At 53.8% G+C, this 26,789-nt stretch carries 15 protein-coding genes and 1 other annotated feature (1 of these 16 running past the window's edge); of the genes, 1 reads left to right on the forward strand and 14 read right to left on the reverse strand.

The window, feature by feature from the left end; translation table 11 throughout:
• Positions 1-1,635, reverse strand: a sequence feature (most likely nonfunctional fraction of RNA operon); it reaches 2,224 nt to the left of the window's first position.
• A gap of 1,325 nt (positions 1,636-2,960) precedes the next feature.
• The 14 genes from C8275_RS13075 to mazG form a co-directional block, all read right to left on the reverse strand.
• On the reverse strand, positions 2,961-4,244 hold the full coding sequence (locus C8275_RS13075; protein ID WP_157948276.1) for a hypothetical protein: 1,284 nt from the start codon (positions 4,242-4,244) through the stop codon (positions 2,961-2,963).
• A gap of 35 nt (positions 4,245-4,279) precedes the next feature.
• Positions 4,280-5,467 (reverse strand): BF2992 family fimbrillin-A clan protein, encoded by a 1,188-nt coding sequence (locus tag C8275_RS13080; RefSeq protein WP_157948277.1) that lies wholly within the window; start codon positions 5,465-5,467, stop codon positions 4,280-4,282.
• Positions 5,468-5,578: 111 nt separating this feature from the next.
• Positions 5,579-8,416, reverse strand: a complete 2,838-nt coding sequence (locus C8275_RS13085; RefSeq protein WP_106625484.1) for a fimbrillin family protein — start codon at positions 8,414-8,416, stop codon at positions 5,579-5,581.
• 54 nt (positions 8,417-8,470) lie between these two features.
• Positions 8,471-9,760 carry a hypothetical protein gene (locus tag C8275_RS13090; RefSeq protein ID WP_157948278.1) on the reverse strand — a complete coding sequence of 430 codons (1,290 nt, stop codon included), beginning with the start codon at positions 9,758-9,760 and terminating at the stop codon, positions 8,471-8,473.
• Positions 9,761-9,766: 6 nt separating this feature from the next.
• Entirely contained in the window at positions 9,767-11,863 is a 2,097-nt protein-coding gene (locus C8275_RS13095; protein WP_157948279.1) for a hypothetical protein, read from the reverse strand.
• 13 nt (positions 11,864-11,876) lie between these two features.
• A complete protein-coding gene (locus C8275_RS13100; protein ID WP_106625487.1) occupies positions 11,877-14,186 on the reverse strand; it encodes an Mfa1 fimbrilin C-terminal domain-containing protein in 2,310 nt (769 codons plus the stop codon).
• A gap of 54 nt (positions 14,187-14,240) precedes the next feature.
• Positions 14,241-14,840 carry a DUF3575 domain-containing protein gene (locus C8275_RS13105; RefSeq protein WP_157948280.1) on the reverse strand — a complete coding sequence of 200 codons (600 nt, stop codon included), beginning with the start codon at positions 14,838-14,840 and terminating at the stop codon, positions 14,241-14,243.
• Entirely contained in the window at positions 14,827-15,966 is a 1,140-nt protein-coding gene (locus C8275_RS13110; RefSeq protein ID WP_106625489.1) for a FimB/Mfa2 family fimbrial subunit, read from the reverse strand. Before C8275_RS13110 ends, C8275_RS13105 begins: the two co-directional genes overlap by 14 nt.
• A gap of 163 nt (positions 15,967-16,129) precedes the next feature.
• Positions 16,130-18,052, reverse strand: coding sequence for an Mfa1 family fimbria major subunit (locus C8275_RS13115; protein WP_157948281.1), 1,923 nt, complete (start codon positions 18,050-18,052; stop codon positions 16,130-16,132).
• A gap of 38 nt (positions 18,053-18,090) precedes the next feature.
• On the reverse strand, positions 18,091-19,494 hold the full coding sequence (locus C8275_RS13120) for a DUF3868 domain-containing protein (RefSeq protein ID WP_157948282.1): 1,404 nt from the start codon (positions 19,492-19,494) through the stop codon (positions 18,091-18,093).
• Positions 19,495-19,513: 19 nt separating this feature from the next.
• The gene (locus C8275_RS13125) at positions 19,514-20,110 is read right to left on the reverse strand and encodes a DUF3575 domain-containing protein (protein ID WP_234395776.1); all 597 of its coding nucleotides are present in this window, start codon (positions 20,108-20,110) and stop codon (positions 19,514-19,516) included.
• 1,234 nt (positions 20,111-21,344) lie between these two features.
• Positions 21,345-23,000, reverse strand: a complete 1,656-nt coding sequence (locus tag C8275_RS13130; protein WP_106484780.1) for an IS1182 family transposase — start codon at positions 22,998-23,000, stop codon at positions 21,345-21,347.
• A gap of 685 nt (positions 23,001-23,685) precedes the next feature.
• Entirely contained in the window at positions 23,686-24,690 is a 1,005-nt protein-coding gene (locus tag C8275_RS13135; RefSeq protein WP_106625493.1) for a class II fructose-bisphosphate aldolase, read from the reverse strand.
• Between the two features lie 230 nt (positions 24,691-24,920).
• Entirely contained in the window at positions 24,921-25,706 is a 786-nt protein-coding gene (gene mazG / locus C8275_RS13140) for a nucleoside triphosphate pyrophosphohydrolase (protein WP_022383996.1), read from the reverse strand.
• Positions 25,707-26,100: 394 nt separating this feature from the next.
• Here mazG and C8275_RS13145 point away from each other — a divergent pair, with 394 nt between their 5' ends.
• Complete coding sequence (locus tag C8275_RS13145) at positions 26,101-26,757, forward strand: porin family protein (protein WP_106625494.1); 657 nt, start codon at positions 26,101-26,103, stop codon at positions 26,755-26,757.
• Positions 26,758-26,789 lie beyond the last annotated feature (32 nt).

Genomic DNA, 26,789 nt, shown 5'->3' on the forward strand with positions numbered 1-26,789 from the left:
GCCCGGCTTCTCTGGTTCTCCTTCATATCTTTACAAACAAACATCAGCAGTACAAGACCGGATAGAAAAGCCTACATCCTATCGGAATCTCAAAGCTCCAGAAAGGAGGTGTTCCAGCCGCACCTTCCGGTACGGCTACCTTGTTACGACTTAGCCCCAGTCACCGGTTTTACCCTAGGACGACCCTCGCGGTTACGTACTTCAGGTACCCCCGGCTCCCATGGCTTGACGGGCGGTGTGTACAAGGCCCGGGAACGTATTCACCGCGCCATGGCTGATGCGCGATTACTAGCGAATCCAGCTTCGTGGAGCCGGGTTGCAGGCTCCAGTCCGAACTGGGAGGGGTTTTCGGGATTGGCATCCTGTCGCCAGGTAGCGGCCTTCTGTACCCCCCATTGTAACACGTGTGTAGCCCCGGACGTAAGGGCCGTGCTGATTTGACGTCATCCCCACCTTCCTCGCATCTTACGATGGCAGTCCCGGCAGAGTCCCCAGCATTACCTGATGGCAACTGCCGGCAAGGGTTGCGCTCGTTATGGCACTTAAGCCGACACCTCACGGCACGAGCTGACGACAACCATGCAGCACCTCCACAACCGCTATTGCTAGCTGTCGCGTTTCCGCGACATTCGGTTGCAGTTCAAGCCCGGGTAAGGTTCCTCGCGTATCATCGAATTAAACCACATGTTCCTCCGCTTGTGCGGGCCCCCGTCAATTCCTTTGAGTTTCACCGTTGCCGGCGTACTCCCCAGGTGGAATACTTAATGCTTTCGCTTGGCCGCTGACATTGTATCGCCAACAGCGAGTATTCATCGTTTACCGTGTGGACTACCAGGGTATCTAATCCTGTTTGATACCCACACTTTCGAGCATCAATGTCAGTTACAGCTTGGTGCACTGCCTTCGCAATCGGAGTTCTTCGTGATATCTAAGCATTTCACCGCTACACCACGAATTCCATGCACCTCAACTGCACTCAAGGCTCCCAGTTTCAACTGCAGTCCTACGGTTGAGCCGCAGAATTTCACAACTGACTTAAAAGCCCATCTACGCTCCCTTTAAACCCAATAAATCCGGATAACGCTCGCATCCTCCGTATTACCGCGGCTGCTGGCACGGAGTTAGCCGATGCTTATTCATAAGGTACATACAAACGCCTACACGTAAGCGACTTTCTTCCCTCATAAATGAAGTTTACAACCCATAGGGCAGTCATCCTTCACGCTACTTGGCTGGTTCAGGCTCGCGCCCATTGACCAATATTCCTCACTGCTGCCTCCCGTAGGAGTTTGGACCGTGTCTCAGTTCCAATGTGGGGGACCTTCCTCTCAGAACCCCTATCCATCGTCGGTTAGGTGGGCCGTTACCCCGCCTACTGCCTAATGGAACGCATCCCCATCCTTTACCGGTTCGCACCTTTAATTGAATCCCCATGCGGAAATCCAATGCCATCGGGTATTAATCTTACTTTCGCAAGGCTATCCCCGAGTAAAGGGCAGGTTGGATACGTGTTACTCACCCGTGCGCCGGTCGCCATCCGAATTTCATTGCTGAAACCCTATGCTGCCCCGCGACTTGCATGTGTTAAGCCTGTAGCTAGCGTTCATCCTGAGCCAGGATCAAACTCTTCATTGTAATGAATTTCTTTAATCTCTTTTGCCCGGATTTCCGATTTCCTTTTGACTTATTGTCCAGGTTTTGACGTTGACCTTTCATACCCATTCCGCTGATTACCAATCATCAGCAGAGCTCTTGTACTACTTGTCTGTTTGTTGCATTCTTTTCAAGTATCTAACGCTTTTCAGCGGCTTTCCTTATCGAAAGCGGATGCAAAGGTAGAGCTTTTGCATATACACTCCAAACATTCTTCGCACTTTTTTTGAATATTTTTTGAGGCTTTCTCCTAAGGGTTTCATTCACAGATATGTTTTACAACATGTTTTTCAGGGATTGTTTCGTGGATGTGACGGGGAAACGGGTGAGAAATGGCGGATTGGTATGGAGAGAATAGGGTGCTTATTTGCGTTTGTTTACATTTTAAAAGGGAATTACAGAAATGACGGGTCTGGGAGATACATATAATAATGTAGGGGCGACCGGTCTGGTCGCCCGGTCCAATCATCATTGCCCCGTTATTATGGGCGACCAGACCGGTCGCCCCTACATTCGTGGGGTGGACGTTCCGGAATTACGTTTTGACAAAATGTCAAACGAAGGGGGCTATAATGTCTTTCCTCGCACCAAAATACGATTTGGTGGGTTCGGAGGGCCTTCTCGGGCGATTTGCAAAATACAGATTGATGCAGGCAGGGGTGCTGGAACAACATTCCGGAGGGTGTTGGGAACGGATGGGTGTCCTTTTTCTGTTTTCGGTTCCTAATGGTTCCCTTTTTATTACCTTCCGATTTGTTGACACGGCACACCTTCTGGAGAAGGAAACCCGGTGTTTTTGTGTTTCAATTTCCAAAGATTTGACTTCCGGGCGCGAAACAATTGTGTTTGGCAGGTGAAACTATATTGTTTGACGCGGCAAACTATATTGTTTGGCGCGCGAAACAATATTGTTCCGGGCACGTTTTGTCTGTTTTTCNGTTTCAATTTCCAAAGATTTGACTTCCGGGCGCGAAACAATTGTGTTTGGCAGGTGAAACTATATTGTTTGACGCGGCAAACTATATTGTTTGGCGCGCGAAACAATATTGTTCCGGGCACGTTTTGTCTGTTTTTCGAAAACAGAATGTATAGTTTTCTAAAATGAAGGGCTTTTTCCCAGCATTCCGTTTGCAGTCATTCACCTTTCGTCTCCAGATTATCGGATATTCGAAAAGAACGGGTTAGCAGAAAAGGATGTTTCAGGCAAATCTGTCAAGGGAAAACAAATAAATGATTGCAGAATGAAAATGTAGGGGCGACCGGTCGGGTCGCCCGATACACATGCCGCAGGGGACAATTGTCAATTATCAATTGGAACGATGATCCATTGAAGAAATTCCCACATCATACACCAACGTACCGTCGGGGGTTACGGCGTCAGGTTCTCCCAACGCGAGGGTACGTGTAGGGAGGACGGCACGGGTCGTCGATCCGTCTTCAAAGATGATGGGGGGCACGTCGCGGTCTTTCAGTTCCGAAGGGTTGTCCGTCAGCGTCAGGTTCAGACGGATGCGGTAGATGGTGTTCGCATCGAGCTGGTACGGGTTGTCGATACCCGGAGTGCTCAGGAGGTTGGCAGTCAGGAAGACACGGGCATTGGGGATGACATACTGGTCGCGAGGAACAGCCTGCACGGGCGGGTTCGCCAATGGATTGCCGAAACGTTGCTCGCATGCCTTGCCGTAGAACAGGTCGGCATAGACGGCTGTCTTCCAGTCGGTGGCTGCCGTGGCAGGAATGTAGAGATACCGTTGTACGGACTCTCCGGGCTTATAGCTCTCCCGGGGACCCCAATAGGCATTGCCTTCGCGAGGCAGGATGTCGACAATCTGGAAACGGGGCGGCCAGTTGCGGTCGACCTCCACCCGTTCACCGGGGAAGAGGTGAATCTGCGACGCGACGTTGTAGAACTCCGTACCGAAGGGCTTGTTCAGCTCGCTCTTGAAGTACAGGGTGAAGTTGAGCAACGTCAGCAGACGGCCCATGTAGAAGGTGATGCCCCTGTTCTGGAAGTCACTGGGGACGCCCTCGAAGACGGCAGACATCGGCATGGAGACGGGCAATCCCTCGTAGACGCTGGAGTAGAAGGCCTTCTCATAGGCGGTCTCGGCATCGTACTGCTGATATTCCACGTCAATCATCCACTTCTTGAAGTCAGCGAGCGTGATGTGCCCCTCCTCCTGTTCGGTTCCTTCACCGGAATAGGTGTTGTAGAGGTCCTCCACGTTGCGCGGCGTGACGTTTGCCACACAGACGATGGTCCGCGAAAGCTCATGAAACTGGATGGTGATGTTCGGGTACGAGGTATGCCCCTGCGAGAGCAGGATTTCGTGGTAGTCCTCGTCGCGGTTGTGGAACCCTTCCTGGTCGAACTCAAAGAAGCGCAGGGAGTTCATGTAGTTCTCCGTAGCCGGGTCCAGCGGATTCTCTGCCCGGGTAGTGACGGCATTGACCATCGGACGCAACCCGATGTGGACGGGCACTTCCACCAGCCCGTCGCCTTCCTTCTTCGGCAGAACATCGTCCCGTCCGGAATCATCGCAAGCCGTAAACGCCAACAGGGCGAACAGCAGTATAAATAAATTCTTCATATCCAAAAAAATTGTCCATTGTCAATTGTCAATTGTCAATTATCCTCGTATTGTGATTCATTATAATTCAGGTCCACATCCGCCTCCCAGCTGTTGAACCCCCAGTCGACGACGACGACACCCTCCTTGATGTCAATCTTTCCCAGGTAGTGGTAGTAGTAGCCGGGGCGGAAGACCTTCTCGTTGAGGTTGTAGGAGAAGTTTGCGGGGACGCCGTTCACCACGCCGCTGAAGAGGATGTTCAGGGGGTGCGAGGTGGCATCCGTCGGCAGGATGTCCGCCATGACGTTGAAGGCGTGGTAGGTGACGATGCTGTCGCTGCCATCCTGTGCCTGATGACGGATTCTGACGGGGGTGATGTACTTGTTCAGCAGGATAAGGCTCTCGTCCTTCTTGCCCCAGGTGGTCTGCAGCGTGTCGGTGTAGTTCATGCTGTATTCATCGCTGTTGTAGTAGACCGGAGGCTGGAGTCCGTTGACCTGGATACCGGCGTTGAGCAGGTCGACCGAACTGATGAACTCGTTCTCGGAGTAGAGCGAGAGGACGAGCCGCGCATTCTGATGGATGACGGGGTTCAGGGTCATCTGCACCACGTCCTCATCCGTCGGTTCCAGGTGGAAATAGGTGGGATAGGTCTCCACGTAACGCCAGTCGCTGCTCATGTACTCCTGCCCGTTGGTGAGCTTCAGCCCCGCATTGTCGTCCAGCGGAAGGGCAGGCGACGCGGCATAGATAATCCAGTCGCCATCCCGCAGGATGAGGGGCGTACCCACCTCCTTGTCAAAGCTCCCGTCCGCCTTGACCGAGCAGGGACGGAGGTAGTAGAAGTGGGTGTCGGCATCACCACGCACCACGAAGGTGCAGTTCAGCGGAGCGGTATTCGGCCTGCGCTGCCACTTGTCGTCCGTCGAATTCTTTACGGCAGGCCAGACCAGCAGACGGACGGTGCTGCCGATTGCCATGTCGTCGAGGTAAGGGTTGAGTATCTGTTGCACTCTGCGCGGGTTCTCCAGTTCGGGATGGACCTTTTCCGGATTTCCCGTCACGTCCAGGGCACGTGTGCCGGTGCCGACAGTGCGTCCTGCAGCAGGGCTGCCCGAGAGAACAATGTCCACACGGTGTCCTTCCTCCTTGCCGGGTTGCGGCACCTCGTTGTCGGAGGAGCAGGCACCCAGAAGTGCCAGCACCAGACTGCCAAGGCAGACTGTCAATGTATGTTTCATGTAAGTCATTGCGTTTATTCGTTGTTTTCGGGTTTATTGGGTTAGCCGCCATCTATCCGCCACATAGACGGCATCCAGGTGGCGGATAGATGAGGTCAAAGTGGCACTTACTTACCGCTTGATAAGGCGGAGCTCGCCGGTGAAGTTGTTGATACCTGTGGGCGATGAAGCTGTGAACGGCAGGCGCGGAGAAAGTCCGAGGCGGACATTCAACTTGCCGGAGTTACCCCAAGGCGCCTTGAACCATACACAGAAATAACCGGCATCACTCATCGTACTGGTCAGGTAAACCGACTCGATGCCGTAATAATACATTCCAGCTCTATCTTCCTTCAGATTCGCCATTCCGGTAATGGGCAGGAACATGGTTGCCGAGGGATTGCTCCAGTCCACGAGGTGCTCGTAGTTCAGTGCATCCAGTGTGGCATTCACGGGGTCCGACAACTTGTAGCGGTCGATGCGCAGGTAGAAGACAGGTGCTTTCTTCCCGTTCAGCAGGGTCTGCACCTTCGGGCTGACTTCGAGTCTCCAGCGCATGGCATACGCCTCCGGCGTGTGGAGTGCCTTGATGGCGTATACGGTTCCCCACTTCGTGATGCTATTCAACTCCAGGTTCCCTGCCGGTCTTCTAGCAATCTCCTGCCGAAGCGCCTCCGGTTCGATGCAGGAACCGATGGCATCGTGTTTCCGCACGATGAGGTAGACCGATACCTGCCCCGGAGCCGGGTCATAAGCGGGACAAAAACGTCCCCCGTTTGTGGAATTCGTCTCATAGTCTCTATCCGGAGCATCCCATGTAGCCCTGGAGGGATAATTACCCGGCTCGCCGTACTGCTCATGAAACTTCTCCCAAAGCGCATATCCCTCCATAAAACTCTTGCCCTGTGTATCCTTCATGTCTGCGGTAGGCGCCTTCATGCCCGGTCGGTAAAAGGGAATGCAGACACGCAGGATAGAATCATTCCGCAGTTTGGTCTGATAACCTCCATCACTCCACTGACCGTTACCGCTTGAAGGACCGGGCATAAAGGCATAGTTTCCGGCAGCGGAACAGGAAGGATAGATTTGCAGGTATTCGTCCATGGTGGGAACCCGCCATCCGGGAGGCACAGGCTGCTCCGAGGGACCATCCTCCCAACGTTTCCGGGGATACTTGGTGGCACGCATGTAGGTCTGGCTATTGGCTCCTCCCGGCGTCCACCGGTCGTACACTTCCTTCTCCACAACCTCGTTAGCGGCATGCTGGTAATTGGCCAAGATATCACCCGCTCCCCATTGCCACATAGCCTCAGTGCCGGATTCAATGAGCTTATACCACTTGGTCCGTGCGGTCTCAACCATGTAATCAGGCAAGATGGGGAAAAAGCGCATCTGGCCATTACCATATCCGCTGCCCTCGCTGTTCACCAACGGCACTTTCCAGCGATCCCGCCACGTGGGCAGGGGGGTTGAAGAGTTGTAGTAATTCTTGTAGAACGGCCAGTAAGGAACATTCCGTCCCGGCTGGTAGTAATAGCCTTGCAGGCGGTCGGGGTCTGTCTCCGGGTCGGAGGCGTCCCACTCTTCCGCACCGAGGTTGCGGTCCATCCACATGGAGCCGCCGAAGTAAACCGGGTTACCGGTGGCAAGCTGCTGGTAGTCGAACACACCGTCCGAGCCGTCGCCCACGCCGTTCTCCTTGCCTTCGCCGTGAATCCAACGCACCTTCTGCGGGATTTGCGTCACGATGAACACGCCGTATTCGAGGAAGGAGATGCGCACGGTGTAGCTGTAACCTGCGCGGAGATAGAGCTTGGTCTCGCCCGGTTCATCCGCGCTCTGCACAGTGCGCGGCAACTCAAAAGGCGGCAGCACGAGGGTGGCGGTATCCTCGTTATTGGGAACGGGCACCACCTTGTCGATGTTTCCGTATGCCTTCATCGCAAAGCGGTTGAGCACAAATTTGTCACCTCTCAGCGTCACCTGCGCCTGAAGGGCATAAGTCTTGTCGTCGCCGGGGGCAGTGACACCGCTTGCCAGGTCGTAGGAATCCCCGTGTGTGGGGAAGACCAGCGAGGTGGAGAAGCGCGACGAGGTCACGGGGATGGGTTCCGTCAGCAGCTCCGGCACGTCGGGGTGTATCCGGGTCGTGCAGGGAGCACCTGTCACGGTGAGTCTGCCGGTCTTGAGGTTGACCTGTCCCTTGCTGTAGATATTCGTCAGGCTGATGTCGGCAATACTGATGTCATACAGTCCCTTCCCTTTCTTATCCGGATGCTCCTGCTGCATCACCTCGAAGGTGAGCTGCGAGAAGACGTGCTGGAAGGGGATGTGGCAGTGAGGCAGGGCGGTCTTGACATTCTGGTTGAGCAGACGTCCCCACATGAGGTCGCGCAGGCTGTCCTTCGGGAAGCCGTCGTCCTGCACACTCAGGTCCGGCGTCTCATAGTACCAGGTGTCAGGGTCGTCGCCGTACGCCGAGGCACCTGCCGTCCGCTTCAGGGGCACGAAGTTCTCCTTCGTATCCTTGGCGGGATAGTGGTTCTCCCCGTCGTAGGTGAAGCCGTAGAAGTCGATGGTGCGTTTGGCGGAAGGGTCGTCCGCCTTCTCCCGGTCATTGGACGGGTTGAAGCTGAAGTCGGTGTTGACGTTTGCCACCTTGATGTATTTGTGGTTCGCCTCTCCCGTCTCCTGTTCCGAGGCAAGCTGGTCAAAGCGGAGCATCGTGGCAGGTTCATAGGTATCCGGTGCCGCCTCGTCATACGTCTGTGTGAAGGCAAAGAGGCGGTAGAGCGAGCCGGTGGGGAAGAGCGAGTCGCCGTCATCCTCCACGGCACGTGTGGCGACAAGGTCGCCCACCCGGTCATCGGGGCGCATGCCGTCCAGCCCCTCCTCATGGAAGAGGTCGGAGCAGCCGGCTGCCAGCAGCAGACCGAGTGCTAAGAGTGGTAATCTGGTATATCTGTTCATACAATGGACTATTCAATTGACAATTGACAATGGACAATTGACAATTCTATTTTATTATGAGTCTCCTTCATTGGTTCCCGGACGGAAGACGTAGTCATGCACTCCGCCGTCCTTCCATTCCATGAGCACGGCATCGAGGTAGAGGTTGTGGCGTCCGAAGACGAGGGTTATCTTGTACCGCTTGCCGGTCTCGATGGACTTCACGGGATTGGTCGTGCCCACCTCATGCACGGGGACGATGACATCCTTCCACTGCATGGTGTGGGTCAGTCCGTTCTCTTCGTTCGTACGCTGCGTGTCCATGGGGAATTTGTCGAGGTGCGAGAGCAGGGCGCTGACGTCCATCTTCAGGAAGACCCCTTTCCCGGCAGGCGTGTTCAGGATGTCTGTCGCTGCAGTGCGGCTGGTGCGCACGTTGACGAAGAGGGAGTCCACAGCCACGTCGCGTCCCACGGTGAGCTGGGTGTGTCCCGTCGTGCGGATGGAGAAGTCATCGGGGAGGTCCTGCATCTCCGTCACCTTGTAGCCGTGGATGGAGGCTTGGTTCTGCGCCTGTGCCTGGTCCGGCAGCCAGTTGAGCTTCTGCGGAACACTGAAGGGCATCCAGCCGGCATCCGTGGCAGTCGGAGCAGCACCAGTCCCGTCGTAGTAGCACACCCGGATATTGCTCAGCACGACGTCGCGCACATACTGCATGTCGACCATCGACTGGTCGCGCTGTGCCACGAAGAGCACCTGCGCCGTCAGGTGGCGGAAGTAGAGGCGGTTCCTTTCCTGTCCGAACTTGTCCTCCTTGTTTCCCCAGTAAGCCGGGTCGGCATCGAGAGAGAGGAAGTCCATCCGTCCCAGGGGCAGCTTGCCTCCCGACACCGCCTCGCTGCTCAACGTCAGTTCGCGGTAGTCGAACGCACCACGGTCTGTCGCCTTGGGCGCAAGCACCACTGCCGGCGCATAGCCTCGCGCAACGTACGTTTCGCCGTTGGAGGCATACTCCACGCCGGTGTTGTAGGTCATCTTGTAGTAGTCGTTGATTTTGCCCAGCACCTCCACGAGGTGGGTGTAGGCGTCGTCCGTGCTCAGGTAGTCCGCAGGCGGATTGTCGAAGTTGTCAGCCTGCTGCTGCGTCATGAGCAGGATGTTCGGGGTCATGCGTACGCCGTCAATCTGTTGCAGTCCGGCGCGGCTCACCACGAAGTTCATCTGGATTTCGTTCGTCGGCGCATCCTTTCGCATCATCCGGTCTTCCTCCGAGACGACGCACGAGGCGAGCAGCCCCATCGCTCCTGCCAGAAGGGGGAGCAGCGGACGGAAGCGCCGGGTTGTCAAGTGGGAGTTTATCTTCATGTCTCGTCAGTCTAAAAAGGTTTTACCTTCACCGGCGTCCACCCAGGGGATGCTGAAGGTGTTCACTTCGATGTACGTACCTCCGTCGTCGCCGTTGCCGGGGACGGTGATGCGATGCAGCTGCGGCAGGTAGTAGGTGTTGCGCAGCAGCTGGGAGTTGACATAACCCATGTTCAGGTCTTTATAGTTGGTGATGTCCTCAGAGTTCTTCACGTTGTAGTCCTGGATGTAGGAGAAGAAGTAGCACCAGCCGCCCACGTGGGGAACAATCTTGTTGCGCACCCCGGTGAGTGTGCCGGGGGTACGTGCCATGCGTTCGGTGATGAAGTAGTATTTCGTCTCTTGCTTTCCCGTCACCGGGTCGGTGTACGGCAGGGGAACGGTCCAGTAGGTGCCGGGCGTGAAGAAGTTCGCCTGCCACTCCGTTCCGGGGTTGCGGTAGGCACCCTGCACCTTGAGGCAGAGGGCAAGGAAGCGCTCGATTTTCTGATACAGGTCTACCTCGGTATCGGTGGTGTTCGGCACCACGGTGGTCTCTCCCGCTACCTGAAAGCGTTGTCCGAAGTCGATGTGCACGCAGTCCAGCTCGAAGTTTGCCTTGGCACTGCCTGCCGCCAAACGCACCCCACGGTCGGACATGAAGACAGCCTCATAGAAGTAGCCGTCCTTCGTCGTCGACTGGCGGAAAAGCTCCTCCACGAAGTCACGCTCCTCGTCGGTCAGGTTGGTATTCTTGTGGTCTGTCACGGACGTCCACGTCGCGCGGTCCACATAGAGTTCGCGAGGCATGAGTCGGGCAGCCACCTGCAGGTGGGTGATGGAGCGGACGGGGTTAATGCGGTTGTTCGCCAGCAGGTTGTTGCCGTCTGTCTGGTCAGGCGTCGGCTTGGCATAGCCGTTGGGCAGGGCATAGACACCCTTCACGTAGCCGCCACCCTGACGGCTTTTCGTACGTTTGAGCTTGGCATCATCGAGCTTCTCCGCCCGTTCGAAATGCTGGTAGAACTGCGCATTGGTCAGCTTGCTGTAGTCCTGCGGCGGTGTATAGACGAACTCGGCATCAAGCTTGCCCTGGTCGTAACGGTAGGTCTTGGCGTCGACCTGCTGCATCACCGACGTGAGGTCCATGTTGGGGTCCTCGTACCACAGCTTGGAATACTTGCTCGGCTCCGCCTCCTTGGGGATGAGGTAAATCTCGCGGTTCAGGCTGTTGACGGTGTAGTAGACCGAGTCGGCACGGATGAAGCCGATGCCGCCGTTGATGTTGGTCACCCCGGTCTCGTCCGCCTTCTTGTACGTCTTGAGGAAGTCCACTCCCCCACTCGTCTCCGTGTCGGCGTAGAGCAGATGCACCTTCGCCACGCTGCGGGTCAGCTCGAAGTGGACGTCGAGCGGATTGTCCTTGGAATGCACTTCACTGAGGTCGAACGAGGAGGAGCTGGCGTTGTCCGTCCCGATTGCCTGCATCTGGATACATCCGTCGGGAGCTTCCTCCAGGAAGGTCTGCCGTCCGTAGGAATCGCGCGCAAAATAGTTGATAACGTCGTAGAAACGCGACATCCCCATAACCGACGGTCCGGAGCCTATGATCATCCACATGTACTTGTAGCTATCCAGCTCTTCGGGAGGAAGAGTGGAAAAGCCCTTTCCCATCGCCTTCACCTTCTCGTACTGTTCCGGTGTAAGGTTGGCAAACGCCACCATGTAGTGTGTACCGGACTTCAGGGTGAGGTTATCGGCAGAATACAGATACTCCGTGTTGTTCTCCACCTTTCCGGTGAGGTTGATGTCTGCCACATAGCCGTAGTTCCCGTCGAAGATGAAGACGTAGAACGAGCGGATGGCGTTCTCGTGGTCCGAACCGACGGACTCGCCCGTCTCCTCTGCACGGGTAGTGGGAGCACCCGGCTCCGCCAGCGAGATGTGGAAGCGGAAACAAGTCTGCCCCACCGCTACGGGTTGTGGCTCAGGCAGCGGACCGATGTCGTCCTTCATGTCGGAGCAGGCACCCAGCAGCACGGCAAAGAGCAGGAGGCACAGCGGCAACATCCGTCGGCTAAGCACCCCTGCGAGGCGGTCTGTCTGTATATTCAGTCTGTTCATGGTCAATGGCAGTTTAGTTGGCATCTATGTGTGTAAAGTCAATATTCTGGCCGCTCTTGACGCGCCACGGCAGGATTTCGATGTAGAAGCGCAGGTAGCTCACCATCGAGTCGTCCTCGCGGTCGGCATCAAAGGGTTGCGGCTCCGGTGTGCCGGGCTTGTCCACGCCGGTGATACGCAATTCATACCAGTTGTTGCGCACCACGCCGTAACGTCCCAGGTAGTTCTGTCCCTGTGTGGCGACGGTTGCTCCGGATGCGTCGGCGTTGGTCTTGGGATAAACCACCTGCGAAGGTGTCGGCGTCTCGCCGGCATGCCACGGTGTCTCGTTGTCGTCGAAGTGGCGGAGAGGCACGACGTAGTACATCTTCCCGCCCCGGTAGAAGCCGAAGCGCGAGGTGTAGTTGTCCGCCAGCCAGGAGAGCGCGGAAGTCAGGAAGTCATGCAGCACCTGTGCCACCTCGGTGTGGGTGGCATCCGTACCGTCCGGGTTATTGGTCCACGTCACGGGCGTTCCCTTCACGCGGACGAGTCCTTCCAGTCCGGTGACGGAGGTCAGCTCGGCATCGCTCTTGAAGTGGGAAGCTGCCGCAGCGAAGGCTGCACCGAAGTCGCCCGTCGCCGTCCCTGCCGGGTTGGCTTTGGGAGCCAGCAACGGCGTCGTGCCGTTCATGCCGTAGAGGTCGGCAAAGTGCACGGTCTGGTCCTCCGCCATAAACGAGGTCCGGAAGCGGTCGGTGTTGGCAGCATGGAACAGCTGTGCCGTCGGCTGGCTGAGCAGGCTGCGGAAGAGCGTCAGCCAGTTGGCACGCCACGCCGTCAGCTGCGCCTGGGTCACGGAGTAGCCTGCAGGATATTGGTAGGTCTCGTCCTTCGCAAAGAGGTCGGCGAGCAGTTTCAGGTTCTGGTCGGCAAGCAACTTCTGCGTCACCAGGTTGTTCAGCCCCTGCACGGTGAAGACCTTGTCGGGCAGTTCGCTGGAGGTCAGCACGCCGTAGTCCCGTATCTCCTGCCCGTTCTTCGACGAACCGAGGGTCACCTCCAGTTCGACAGCGGTCGTGGTGCGCTGACGCATGCGGTCCACGTCGGTGGTGTTCTCCATCGGGTAGTCGGCATCCGCCAGCGAGTTGTGCCATACGGCACGGTCGGGAACGGTCGTGTTGAGGTAGTTCGCAGTATTGTAGTCAGCTTTGTAATGGGGAGACACTGCCCAGTTGATGAGGTAGAGCGGCGTCCCCGTCCCCAACGGAGAAGCACCCAGGAAACGGTAATTGTCCGTTGCGCCGGAAGAGGCATAACGGGCATAGGTCGTGAAAGTCCCCTGCGGTGAACCGTCACCGGTGTTGATGTGCTTCGTCAGGTATGCCGTGCGGGCGGCATTGAGCAGGGTCCAGCCGGTAATATCATAGGTAAAGGCGGCGTTGCCGTCGTCCTTGCCGATTGCCGTTGCTCCCGTCTTGCTCACGTTCACCTTCGCCACGGCACGCTCCACGTAGATGGTCGCAGCAGGCTCTCCACTCGCCGCATCCGACGCCTTGCCGTAGAGACGGTCGAGGGCGATGGGCGCAAGGACCTGTGTCGAGGAGTTTGACACGGACGGAGCGGACTTCAAGCTTCCTCCCTGCACGGTGGAGAGGACGGCGTTGGTCATCAGCAGGTAGTTCACGCCGTAGAAGTCAGCAAAGGGATGGGACGTCTCTCCATTTCCGCCGGGCGTGAGCCGAGGCAACGTGTTCACCGACGAGTCAAAGCCAGCCTTGAGCCGGAGGAAGTCGGGGAAGCTGATGTTGCCGCTCCCCCCTGCATCGGTGTTGCCCACGATGTAGGTGTCCGGACCGAAGCGCAGTGTGTTGCCTGCCGCACCGGCACCCGCCGTGAAGTGGAACAGCTGCTCGGGAGCGTTGAGGAGGACAAAGGCATAGAGCTTGTCCGTGTCCCCGATGTTGTTGCGCACGATGGGCGTCACGAACGAAGACCCCGATGTGATGTTCGGGTCGCTCTCCTTCGTGAACGAGCGGTCGAGCCGGTAGACGGAGCGTGCCACGGCACTGTTCTCGTTCGCCCCGGAGAAGAGTATCAGGTAGGAATGGGAGAGATTGACGGCATATTCAGCCTCGGACCCGTCCTGCGGAGTGGCAGCACGGGTACGCCCCTCCGTCGGTACTTGCAGACGGAGCAACATGTAGGCTTCGCCGTCGGCGTTGAACACCTGCTCGATGCCGACAGGACGCGGCTCTTCGCGCAACGTCTCGTCGGAGCAGGCGGTCAGCATCCCCAGGCAGAGGAGCGCCATCTCTATCGTATGTATTGTTTTCAGTTTCATCTGCGTTGTCAGGTTGTTGTTGGGAGGATGGAGCGTCGTCCATCCATCGTCATCCTAGAACTCATACACCACGCTGAGTGCCGCCTTCTGCGGCCCGATGTAGTGTTTCGTCTTGTCGCGGGTCCGTTCGCCGCACGTGGGACAGGCATACTCCCGGTAGTCCACGTATTCATAGCCGAGTCCTACCGAAGCCTCCATGCCCCAGTGGTCACCAAGGGACCATACATAGCCGTAGGTCAGTCCGCCACCGGCGAACTTCGCCTCATAGCGTCGGTCGGCAAGGCTCTTCCAGATGCGGAAGGGCAGCTTGACCCCTCCCAGGTTGGCTTGCCCGGCATTGAGCGCGACGCCGAAGAAGTGTCCTTTGAACCACGGACGGAGGTAGTGGCGCACTTCGGGTGCGAGGCACCAGTTGCGCAACTTCTTCCCCTCTCCCAGGCTGAACGGGCTGAACCCGTATGCCGCCTGCACCGTGGTGTGCCATCCCAGCTCCATCTCGACCGTCGCGTTGGGTGTCAGCGTGGCATCCCACAGCAAGTTGTTCTTCAACCGCACGGTCTGTGCGGAGAGTGCTGCCGGGAGCACGGCGAGGAGGAACGGGAGGAGGAGGCGGGGCATGGGGAAGGTTTTTATCTGTTCATTAAATGTCTTCAAACTGAATGCGCTTCTGCCACTTCAGGATTCCGATGCGGATGGTGATGGCACGAAGGCGGTTTCCGGCAATGAGAAGGTCAATGTCATACTGGTTCTCACGGTCGAGGTATTCCTGGGGCGAATAGCGTCGTGCATAGGCATCCCGTCCGTAACTGAGGAACTCCGGCAGGTTGAGCACAGCCACCAGTCGCTTGTTGTCTTTCTTGTTCACGATGTAGAGCTTTGCCGCACGGTCGGCTTCCGCCTCGGGATAGACCATCAGACGGGAAACCGAGAAGTCGTAATGCAACGAGTTGGCATGCACGATGACCCCGTCATCGGGAGTCGTGACCGCCGACGAAGCCTCGTCGATAGTCCACTGGGCAAAGGGAGTATAGAGCAGGGGCTCTTCAGCCACCACCTCGTTCCTCTCATTCAGGTGGCCGTTGTCTGCCATGATGAAGACCCCATAATCGGTATCTTTCAGTTCGGCAGCATCCTCGGTCTGACGGATGGTGAGGTTGATAAGCTTGGTGTCGCGTATCAGGGGCACCGTGGCATACGTCGGCTTCATGAAGCGTACCTCACACGTCTGCACCTCCAGGGTGTGCCAGAGTGTGTCGAGTGCCACCCCTCCGTTGTCGACAGCACGGGCTGCCAGTGTTTTCCCGTCATACTCGCCGAGGGAGACCGTCCGCGGGTCTTTGCTGCGTTCCAGCTCAATCTGCAACTTGTCGAGCGCATCTCCGGTTTGCAGGCGGGGAATGACAAACTTCGCTCCCGGTCGCTTTTGGCGTTGAGCCTCTCCGGCTTGCATGGCCACAGCCATCAGGCGATAGTTCCCCGGTTCGAGTCCTTCGACGTGCATCCGGTAGCCGGGGTCAGCCAAGGGGGCGTTGTCAGCATAGTTTTCAGCAGTCTCCACGCGCACCACCTTGTTGTTGGTGTCGAGCACATAGAGCGTGACAGCTCCCACCTGGTCGTTGAAAAGGTCGCCGTGCATGTTGTAGTCGTAGCGGAAGCTTACGTAGAGGCCTTCCTCACAGTCGCTGCGGTCTTCGTCCATCAAAGTGCAGGAAGAAGGCAAGAGCAACATCAGCAGGCATGCCAGCAGGCCGATAGATGGATAGTTGATCATTCGTTTCATAAATAACTGTTAGGTGAAGGGTTCAGTGTGTCTGAAAAAAGGAGTAGGACACAGAGTCACAGAGACACAAAGGTCGTTCTGTCAACGGAAGTCGCTCTGCGCTATTTGTGTCTCTGCGTCCACTCTTAAGATTCCTTCCTCCTGCGAGGAAAAGTATTAATCATTACAGGTCCGTGTTCTGTGTACGTTTCTGCCACTTCACGGTGTGGATCTTCACGCTGAGGTAACGCTCAACGGAGTCATCCCAGTGTCCCTTATCGCCACCATTGGGAAGTTCAGGAATACCGGCAGTACCGATTTTGCTGATGCTGTTCACATTGATTTCATACCAAGTGTTACGAACAACGCCATAACGACCCAGGTAGTCTTTGGCTGCATCATGCGCTCCTTGTACATCATAAGGTTTGCCATTCAACGGTGCCCACTCGCTCTTCCAGGGAGTCTCGTTGTCGTTGAAGTGACGGATCATGACCGGATAGTAAGCCACACCACCCGTATACTTGCTTATCGTGATCTTGGCAAGACGGTTATTAATTTCTGTCTGCACAGCATCGCGGCCTTCTGCATTGACAGTACCCTGAGGAGCTTCCCAGCCGGTTTTTACCAATTCCAGTTCAGGAACGAGCTTGCCATTGACATAGCTAAATGCTTTGAACTTTGCAAAGTTTTCAGCGGTCAACGGAGTGGCTGCCTGGTTGTGCTTCTCCATCCAGTCTTTTACGAAATCCCAGCTGGTAACCTCAGCCAAGAGCTCTTTCTGTACAGTAGCTTCATCTGCATAGATGTTGTTACCCTTGTCGCTACGCAGATAGAAATCGGCAGGTGAATATGAACCATCTCCCTGTTTCTTCTGCAATTCTGCTTTCACGATGACACGGGTAGTCTGGTAATCCAACATGTGCGCTACATCAAATGTATTCTCGAAGCAGTAAGCCACATTTTCACTGCCTACATCATTCCAGTTGCCGACAGCTTCAGGATTAGCCAAACGATTGAAGTAATCCCCTGCTTTGCCGTCAGCAATAGCCAATGCATAAGTCGGAGCTTCTGCAAAGTTGATACGATACAAATCAGCTGCACCGTCCATCTTGCGGTTCTCAATGAAACGAGAGGTTTCAGGTACATTGTAACCCTGCTCTCCCTTACGTGTAGACACATAGTCGCGATAAGTTCCAAAGTTGCCTACATTGCGGGTAATGTATTCCTGCTTAGCCGTATTGTCAAGCGTCCAACCAAGAATTTTGTATTTGAACTCAGCATCACCAACCTTGAAAGACTCCTTACCAGACTGAAGGTTCGCAGTTACATCAACCTTTGCTACGGCACGCTCTACGTACACTTCGGTGCTTTTACTACCTTGCTCGGCAGCTTGGCGGGAAGGATAAATACTGTTGGCATCAATCTTTACCAAAGTGGTAGCTACAGCATCCGCCGCGTTAGCAGCAGCATCATCCTTGTTGCTCAACGGAGAGTTACCCATGAAGAAGCCATTGGAAGTGAAGATTTTCTCATCAGTCTGCGCAGCTGCAACCAACTTCACAAATTCCTCATAGGTCATTGCCTCGTTTGTAGCTGACACTTCGTTGCTTCCACTATTGTATTTCTGCACAGCATCTGTCAGCTTGATGGTGTTCTTGTCAAAAGTAATGGCTTCCGGCTTGTTCAGCATCACGTATGCCATCAAATTCATTTTCGTAGGATCGCTTGAATCCGCAATACCTGCACCGTTAATCTCCTGAATGATTTGGGCGGTAGAAGTGATTTCATCGTGATTCACCAGCGCAAAGTTTCCAGTCATGTCATAAGCAGCACTGAATGTTGCATTGGATTCAGAATCACCCGTAAAGAGCAACAGCCAAGCATTGTTCACCTTATATTCATCAAGCACACCGTTATCATTGGGTGTGGTTGCACGAGTTCCCGCCACAGGCACATCCAACGACAAACGGATGTAGCCCTTACCCTCTTCGTTGAAAAGATAGGTGTTGTCTCCACCTACCTCCGGCTTGAGGACCTCGTTGTCACTACATGCTGTAAACGCAGTCAGGCAAAGGGCTGCGGCAGCAACAAAAAATTTAGTTCTCATAAACATAGTTGGTTTGATTATTAATACTCGATTTCAATTCATTGTTTCAGCAAGTTCAGGTTGTCGGCAGCCAACTGCAATCCACCTTGTGCCGCACGGGCGAAGTGAACAATCGCGGCTTCCGTCTCTCCACGCAGCACGCACAGGATGCCCCGGGCATTCTCGGCTTCAGCGGAATCTCCTGCACGGGAGAGGAAACGCTCTGCAGCCTTGTCATCGCGGCTTCTCAACGACACATTTGCCGCATTGAGGTTGGCGATGGCATCGCCCGGATACATATAGGCTGCTGTCAGGAACACCTTATTATATTCCTCACTTCCGGCAGGATAAGTCTGTGCCAGGAGGTAAAGCTCTTCCAAAGACAGCTGGTTGGGTTTCGTCCGGAATATCTCCGCAGCCTCCTCCGGAGTGAACGGACGGACCACATACTGCACCGTGTAATCGGCATGACGCAGGAGCGGATAGATGGCGGTGAGCAACGTCCGGTAATCATCCGGGTAAGTAGCACGGATGCGGTGCTCCTTCTCGTCGGGAGTCCCTTCGCCGTCGATGAGTTCCAGAATCCCGTCGCGGTGTGCCAGCGATGATTCGGAAACCCGGCGACGGAAGCCTTCCCAGTCCTCCGGTGTAGAGGAAACATCGAAACGGACGCCGTCAAAGCGGTGCAACCCTTTCACATAATCCAAGAGTGACTGCATACGCTCACGCGCCAGACGTTCGTTGTTGGCATATGAACCTTCCGGCGAAGCATAACCGTGGATGGAAATGGCAGTGATGCTCACATTGGGGTCTTCCTTTACCTTATTAATCGTACCGCGGATCTTGTCCAGTTCCGCCGTATTCTCCATGTAGGATGCATCGATGGCAGTCGCATTGACCCGGTAATTGAGCAATGCACTTCCGCTGACCTCACGCAGCTTGCGAGGTTCGGCAGGCGGCGTCACAAACGCATACTGCACCTCGTCGAACGGGTCATAGTCGATGCGGACTGTCCGGGCAGTCGCCTGCTCCAGCTTGTCGCCGCAGGCACAGAGGTCCTGCATCACGGCGAGCGTGGCACCTTTCATCCAAGGCTGGTAGACAGCCACATCGGTGTAGGCATACGTCTGTGCCGTGCCGTTCCGCCGACGCATCTCGACCGCATCGGGATAGGCATCACTTCCTGCCCGTTCGTGGTAGATGTGGGCGCGGCGTCCCGTGACGAGGAAAGGCGTCAGGGGCATCTCCCGTCTTCCGTCGGCAGAGGTGATGACCGGCTGGAAAGCCATGAGCTGGTCAGCCTTCAAATCCAGTTCGTCCAGCACAAACTCCATCGACACGACCAGCTTTCCGGAGTTGGAGCGTGCGGTGAGCTTGCGTATATCCACACGAGGTGTGCCTGCCGCAAGGGGCAGGCATACCATCGCAAGGATGAAAGTGAGAAAAACATTCTTCGTTTTCATAATGGTTCAGGGTATGGGGTTAGAAAACATACACCAGGTTGATAGCGGCCTTCGTCGGGCCTACATAATTCTTGTGGTCGCGTCCGAGGAGTGCGCCACAACGTTCACACTCATACTTCTTGTACTGCGTATAGACATAGCCCACTCCGATGGCAGCCTCCACGTTCCAGTGCTTGCTCAGCGGAAACGCATAACCATAGGCGATGCCGCCTCCGGCATACCAGCCCACGTAGCGGTTGTCCTTCAGTGAAGGGAACATGCCGAAGGGGAGGTGGATGCCCTGCACACGGTATTCTCCGCCCAGTGCGTCGACACCGACGAAGTGTCCCATCATGGGACGGCAGAACCAGTAACGGAATTCGGGATTGACTACCCAGTGGCGCATCAGCCGTTCGCTATCGGTCGATTTCCAGGGGTTGAGTCCATAGATTACCTGCAACGAGGTGTGCCTCCCCGTCTGCAACTCCGCCCCGATGTTGGGAGTCGTCGTTGCATCATAGAGCAAGTTGGTCTTTACAGCCACTTTCTGTGCACGGATGGCGGGGGTCATACACAGCAACAGTATCATACACGCGAGTACGCGATAGATGAGAAGTGTTGAAGATCTCTTTATCATACGGTGCATTGTTATTTTATAAATGCTAGTTGTCTTACGTATCACTTTTAAATCCCGTCCCTGTTGCGTATATTTAGGGACGCACGAGTACGGAATTTGTTTTCGTTGCAAAATTAGAGAGAATAGCGCGTACCAGCGACGAATATCAATGTACATCTGAAAACTTCATTACACTGTTTACTAGTAAATTACGAAATACATCCATGTACAAATGCATCCAAACGCATGATTTTTCCTCCTTCCAGCACACGGACGGCTTCCTAGTGACATTCCCAAGCTGTTCCCACCACCGGGCATCCATGAGGAAGGGAGGATTCCGCCCCACGCCTGGGGGGTCTTGTCCATTATCCGTCGTCCATTGTCAAGAGAGACGGCTGCCATTGACCGCCGAAGAGGTGTTTTGACAAAATGTCAAACGAAGGTCTCCACAGTGCCCTTCCTCGCACCAAAATACGATTGGGTGGATTCCGAGGCCCTTCTCAGGCAATTCGCAAAATACACATTGACACAGATTCGTTCCAAGCGTTATCATCCCGACACAACCTAAGAGCAGCATCCTTCCCATGCGACAGCAGGATTCCCACACAGCACACATGATGATACCTTCTGATTTATTGACACGCCTCACCTTCCAGCGAACGAAACCCGGAGTTTTTGCCTTTCATTCTCCGAACATTTGACTTCCACGGATGAAACAATATTGTTTGGGAAGTGAAACTATATTGTTTGATTCGTCAAACACTTGTGTTTCGCACGTGAAACAATATTGTTTGAGCCTCAAAATGTAAGTATTTCGAAAATGAAATGTATAGTTTTCTAAAATAAGAGTCCTTTTCCGGCTTTTTCATTAACCTTCCTTTGCAATTGCACGCTATTTGTTCCGAAATTCATCAAATATGCGTTAGAAGAAAACGGCATTTCTCGTGCATTTGTAAAGGAAAAAACGGTGTTTTGATTGACAAATGATAATTTTCGGCGGTGTGATGTCCAATCATCCCTGAAATGTAGGGGCGACCGGTCGGATCGCCCGATACACATGCCGAAGGGCAGTTGTTCTTGATGGGTGGGAATATTGGAAGGGAGGAAATGGTGGAACGGACGAAATGAGAACGGGCGTGATTGGGAGGGATTTGGACGGGTGTGATTGGGATGGACGTAATTGGACCGAGGGTGTGTCGTAATAAGCGATGCACCTTCTTTCTTTCGTCAATTACAAAAGAAAAGTTCGCTATCTTCAAGCAGCGATATGTTGAAGATTTCTTTGATTTATGTGTTCCCTGCATCTGAAGAAAGCGGCTGTAAGCTCACAAAACAGTTTAATCAGCCAGTCTATGCCTTCTTTTCTCATCTTTGCACATAACTTTTTTATATTAAAGGCAATGGCAAGGAAGGAGAAGTCCATAAAGACCTTGTCCTTTCCAAAATGGCGGAAACGTTTGTAGTTCATGTTATATTTTATCTGCCCGAATACGGCTTCCGGTTCTATGCATCTTCGTCCCCTGTGTTTCAGCCCTTCCTCGGAGCAGAGCAACTCTTTGGCTTTTTGCTTGTATTTCCTGAGCCTGTGGTTCAGTTCTATTGTCCTGTCCCCTTTTGCTTTAAAACATAGACACCTTAGCGGGCAGCCTTCGCACCTGACAGCCCTGTATCTGGCACTTTCGCTCACATATCCGGATGCGGTTTTCACATGCCTGTTTCCTATCCTCCGCATCTTTTGTCCCATGGGGCATACGCAATAGTCATGTTCTTCATTGTAGTAGAAGTTTTCAGCCTTGAACGGGTCGGGTCTGAATCTCGGCCGTTGCTCCATGTGGAAGTAATTGTATTTGACGTAAGCTTCCATGCCGTTTTCTGCCATGAAGCGGTAATTTTCCTCGGAGCCGTAGCCCGAATCAGCCACTACTGTATGGGCCAGCCTGTCGTATCTGTTTGAGAAGGATTGCAGGAAAGGTATCATAGTCAGCGTGTCCGTAGGGTTGGGAAAAAGTGCAAAATCGGTAATGAACTGGTTCTCGGTGGCAATCTGAAGGTTGTAACCGGGTTTGGTCTGTCCGTTACGCATGGCATCCTCCTTCATCCTCATGAAAGTGGCATCCTTGTCCGTCTTGGAATAGGAGTTGCGCTCCTGCAGCGTGTCCAGATGATTGTCGTATTCCTGCAGCTTGTCCCTGTGCGCTTCCAGTTCTTTCAGCTGCCTGCGTTTCTTTCTTTGTGCGGCCTTCTCCTCTTTTGTGGAAGGCTCGGGAACCTGTTCAAGCGCATTGCGCAGTTCGCCCGCCATTTCGGTCAGCATGGCTGGGGTAAACTCAACTTCCTCATTGTTTTCCGGTGATTTCTCCTGGGCGATGGCATCGTCTATCTGACCCAACAGGACATGGATTTTCTTCATCAGGCGTTCACGGTTCCGCTCGACGGTCTTTTTCCACACGAAAGTATACTTGTTGGCCTTGGATTCAATCTTCGTTCCGTCAATATATTCCACGTTCAGGCTGATGAACCCTTTGGCGGAAAGCAGAAGGACGATTTGGGTGAATACTTCGTTGATTTCCTTCTTCACGCGGTTGCGGAAGCGGTTGATGGTAATGAAGTCCGGTTTCTCGTGCCCGGCCAGCCATATATAATGGATGTCGCGGTGGAGGAGTTTTTCTATCTTGCGGCAGGAGTAGATGTTGTTCATATAGGCGTACAGGATGACCTTGAGCATCATTCGGGGATGGTAAGGGCTACGGCCGCATTCCTTATATAACTTCCTGAAACCTTCCAGATTCAGGCTCTCAACAAGGGCGTCAACCATGCGTACCGGATCGTTCTTTGCAATATCCTCATCGATTCTTTGAGGAAACAGCACTGTTTGGTTGGGAATGTAAGGACGAAAATGTATCTTTGTCATAAGATTATTTTTGTTATAATGCTTAAAGATACAAAATCTTTAGGTAATAGCAAAGCCTCGGCTTGTGAAAGTCGGGGCTTTGTGCATAAAAAAAGAAGGTGCGCTTTTTGACACACCTTCCTACATTGTTTATTATTGGACGCTATGGCAGGATTCCTCCACAAATAACCGAACGGAATCGTCACAAATAACCGAACGGAATCGTCACAAATAACCGAACGGAATCGTCACAAATGACCGAACGGAATCGTCACAAATAACCGAACGGAATCGTCACAAACAACCGAATTTATAAATAAAACATTGGATATTAAAATCATAAGATATACCTTCGCAAAAAGGCATAAAAAAACCCGGATTCATCACCAGTAACTGAAAGCTGGGAGAGGAACGCCCGGGACTGCATTGCAAAAGTACATATAATATGGAACATAACAAAGATTTTTTAGTCTTCTCCACCAAACGTATGGAGCGGTATTAATGCATTCCGCCGACTAATCCAAAGACTGTCGTTTAACCCGAAATCATTCTCTTTTTTCGCATCCACTCCTTACCATTGGCAGAAGACAATAGAAAACAAAGGCGCGAACCGCGCAGACCGTTCACGGTTCTGCCTGATTCGCGCCCTTATTCTATCTATACACGTTCCTCCACAAGGGAGGAATCGGGAGAGGCTTGGAAATTGTTACTTCGCCAATTTGCCGTTAGAGCCCAGCACATTCACAATCTTGTGCATGTAGAGCTTCTTCATCTCGTCACGAGCCGGACCGAGGTACTTGCGCGGGTCAAACTCGGCAGGTTTCTCAGCCAATACCTTGCGGATGGCAGCAGTCATCGCCAGACGGCTGTCGGAGTCGATGTTGATCTTGCAAACTGCGGACTTGGCTGCCTTGCGGAGCTCGTCTTCGGGGATACCGATGGCTGCTTCGAGCTTGCCACCGAACTGGTTGATCATGTCAACATATTCCTGGGGAACGGAAGAAGAACCGTGGAGCACGATGGGGAAGCCCGGCAACTCCTTCATGACACCGTCGAGTACGTCAAATGCCAAGGGAGGAGGAACGAGACGTCCGGTAGCGGGGTCAACGTGGCACTGCTCGGGTTTGAACTTGTATGCACCGTGTGAGGTACCGATGGAGATAGCCAAGCTGTCGCAACCGGTCTTCGTGGTGAAGTCAACCACTTCTTCAGGACGGGTGTAAGTGTGATGCTCGGCAACCACCTCGTCTTCCACACCGGCAAGCACGCCCAGCTCACCTTCTACGGTGACATCATACTTGTGTGCATATTCTACCACGCGACGGGTCAGTTCCACATTCTCGTCATACGGCAGGTGTGAGCCGTCAATCATGACGGAAGAGAAGCCCAGGTCCACGCAGCTCTTGCAGAGTTCGAACGAATCTCCGTGGTCGAGGTGGAGCACGATTTCAGGATGTTCACATCCCAGTTCCTTGGCATATTGAACGGCACCTTCAGCCATGTAGCGGAGCAAGGTCTGGTTGGCGTAGTTACGTGCACCTTTTGACACTTGCAGGATGACCGGTGACTTGGTTTCTACTGAAGCTTGGATGATGGCCTGCATCTGCTCCATGTTGTTGAAGTTGAAAGCAGGGATTGCATAACCACCTTTGATGGCACGTGCAAACATGTCTCTTGTGTTCACAAGGCCCAATTCTTTATAACTTACCATAGTGTGATTGTTATTAAAATTGATGAATGATTGATTCTCGTTTGTTTATCGTCGGCACAAAAGTAGCAAAGAATGTGAAAGGAAGGACCACAAAAGTTGCAAATATTCCGTTCTTTTCTTGAAAATTCCTTCAGTTTGATGCCTCCTGCAACCTTTCTGACAAATGTTTGCTACCTTGAGTTTGCAAGCACAGAAGGGAAGGAAACGGCTGTCCCTCCCCTCTCCTGCCCTCACTTTTCGTTCTTTTTCGCCTCCTCCCAGATGGCATCCATCTCGGCAAGGGTCATGTCGGTGAGCTTCCGTCCTGCCTTCAGGGTATGTTCCTCCAGGTAGTTGAAACGGCGAATGAACTTCTGGTTCGTACGTTCCAGGGCGTTGTCCGGATTGATCTTGTACAGCCGCGCGGCATTAATAAGGCTGAAGAGGACGTCGCCGAACTCCGCTTCCGCCTTCTCCTTGTCCATGTCAGCCACTTCGGCTTCAAACTCGCTGATTTCCTCCTTCACCTTGCCCCACACCTGTTCGCGCTCTTCCCAGTCAAAGCCGACGTTGCGTGCCTTGTCCTGGATGCGGTAAGCCTTGATGAGCGAAGGCAGCGCGTCGGGCACTCCGCTGAGGACACTCTTGTTGCCGTCCTTCTCCTTCAGCTTGATCTGTTCCCAGTTCTCCGACACCTGTTCGGCCGTGTCCGCCTTCACCTCTCCGAACACGTGGGGATGGCGGAAGACCAGCTTGTCACTCAGACGGTCGCAAACATCCTTGATGTCAAACTGTCCCTTTTCAGAGCCTATCTTGGCATAGAATGCCACGTGCAGCAGGACATCGCCCAGCTCCTTGCAGATGTTCTTGGGGTCGTCCTTCATCAGGGCATCACAGAGTTCATAGACTTCTTCAATGGTATTGGGACGCAGACTTTCGTTGGTCTGTTTCTTGTCCCACGGACACTTCACACGCAGTTCGTCGAGTATGTCCAGGAAGCGTCCGAATGCTTCCAATTGTTCTTGTCGTGTATGCATCGTTGTTGTTTTTGTTGACGAGGGTTTAACTGAATCCTTGCAAAGGTAATGATATTACCGCTTTACCGGTTCCATCCGGAAGGGGAAAAGTCGTTTTGGGGATGAAGGGAATGTTCCTTTCCCCTTTTACGTTTTTTTAATACTTCATTTTACTGCCAAAGGAAACGAACGCCATACAGCGAAAAACTATTACTTTCACATCAGCCCACAGGCGGGACATTGGCGATATATCCATTTTACCCCCCCCCACCAGCTTTTTTACATAAGTTTTACATCACTGATTCAAAAAAGGATAACAGAAAACCGAAAGAGTCAGGAAGGCACCGTCAAGGAGTGTTGCAGTCTATTAAATAATTCATAGCTTTGCGAACTGACAAACCAAAACCTTTAAACAATGAAAAAGATCCTGGCCTTCACTTTATTTGTCCTTATGGGAGTGGTCACAAGCTTTTCCCAGGACATCAATTTTCACGCGAAAGCCGGTGTGGGCTTTGCCAATTTCACCGGAGATGCCAACGGCGACCCCCTCTTCTCTTACAAAGTCGGTGTGGGTATGAATATCGGTCTGGGAGGACACTGGGAACTGCATCCGGACCTCTTCTTCGTCCGCAAAGGAATGAGCAACAGCGCCGAGGTCCGTTCCGATGACATCGGTATGAAAGGTGACCTGACGCTCAATGCCTGTTATCTGGAACTGCCCGTCATGGCTGCTTACCGCATCCCCCTCGAACGGATGGATGTCGTGCTGTACGCCGGTCCCTATCTTGCCTACGGAGTAGGAGGCAAGGGCAAGTCAACCGTCACCGGCAGGGAGGACTCGGATGAACCTGTACGAACAATAACTGAAAGCCAGAGTGTCTTCGGCAACGGCGGACTCAAACGTTTCGATTCCGGTCTGGGACTGGGTATGGACCTTGAATTCGGACGTTTCATTGCCGGCATCAATGTCAACATCGGACTGGTCAACCTGGCTAGAACTAAAGATTTCGATGAGGATGACATCGCAGTCCGCAACCTGGCGGCACACATCTCCTTCGGCTACAAGTTTTAAAAGCGAATCAATAAAAAGGAGTCAACCGACAT

This window comes from Bacteroides sp. Marseille-P3684, from assembly GCF_900291465.1.
Classification (GTDB): domain Bacteria; phylum Bacteroidota; class Bacteroidia; order Bacteroidales; family Bacteroidaceae; genus Phocaeicola_A.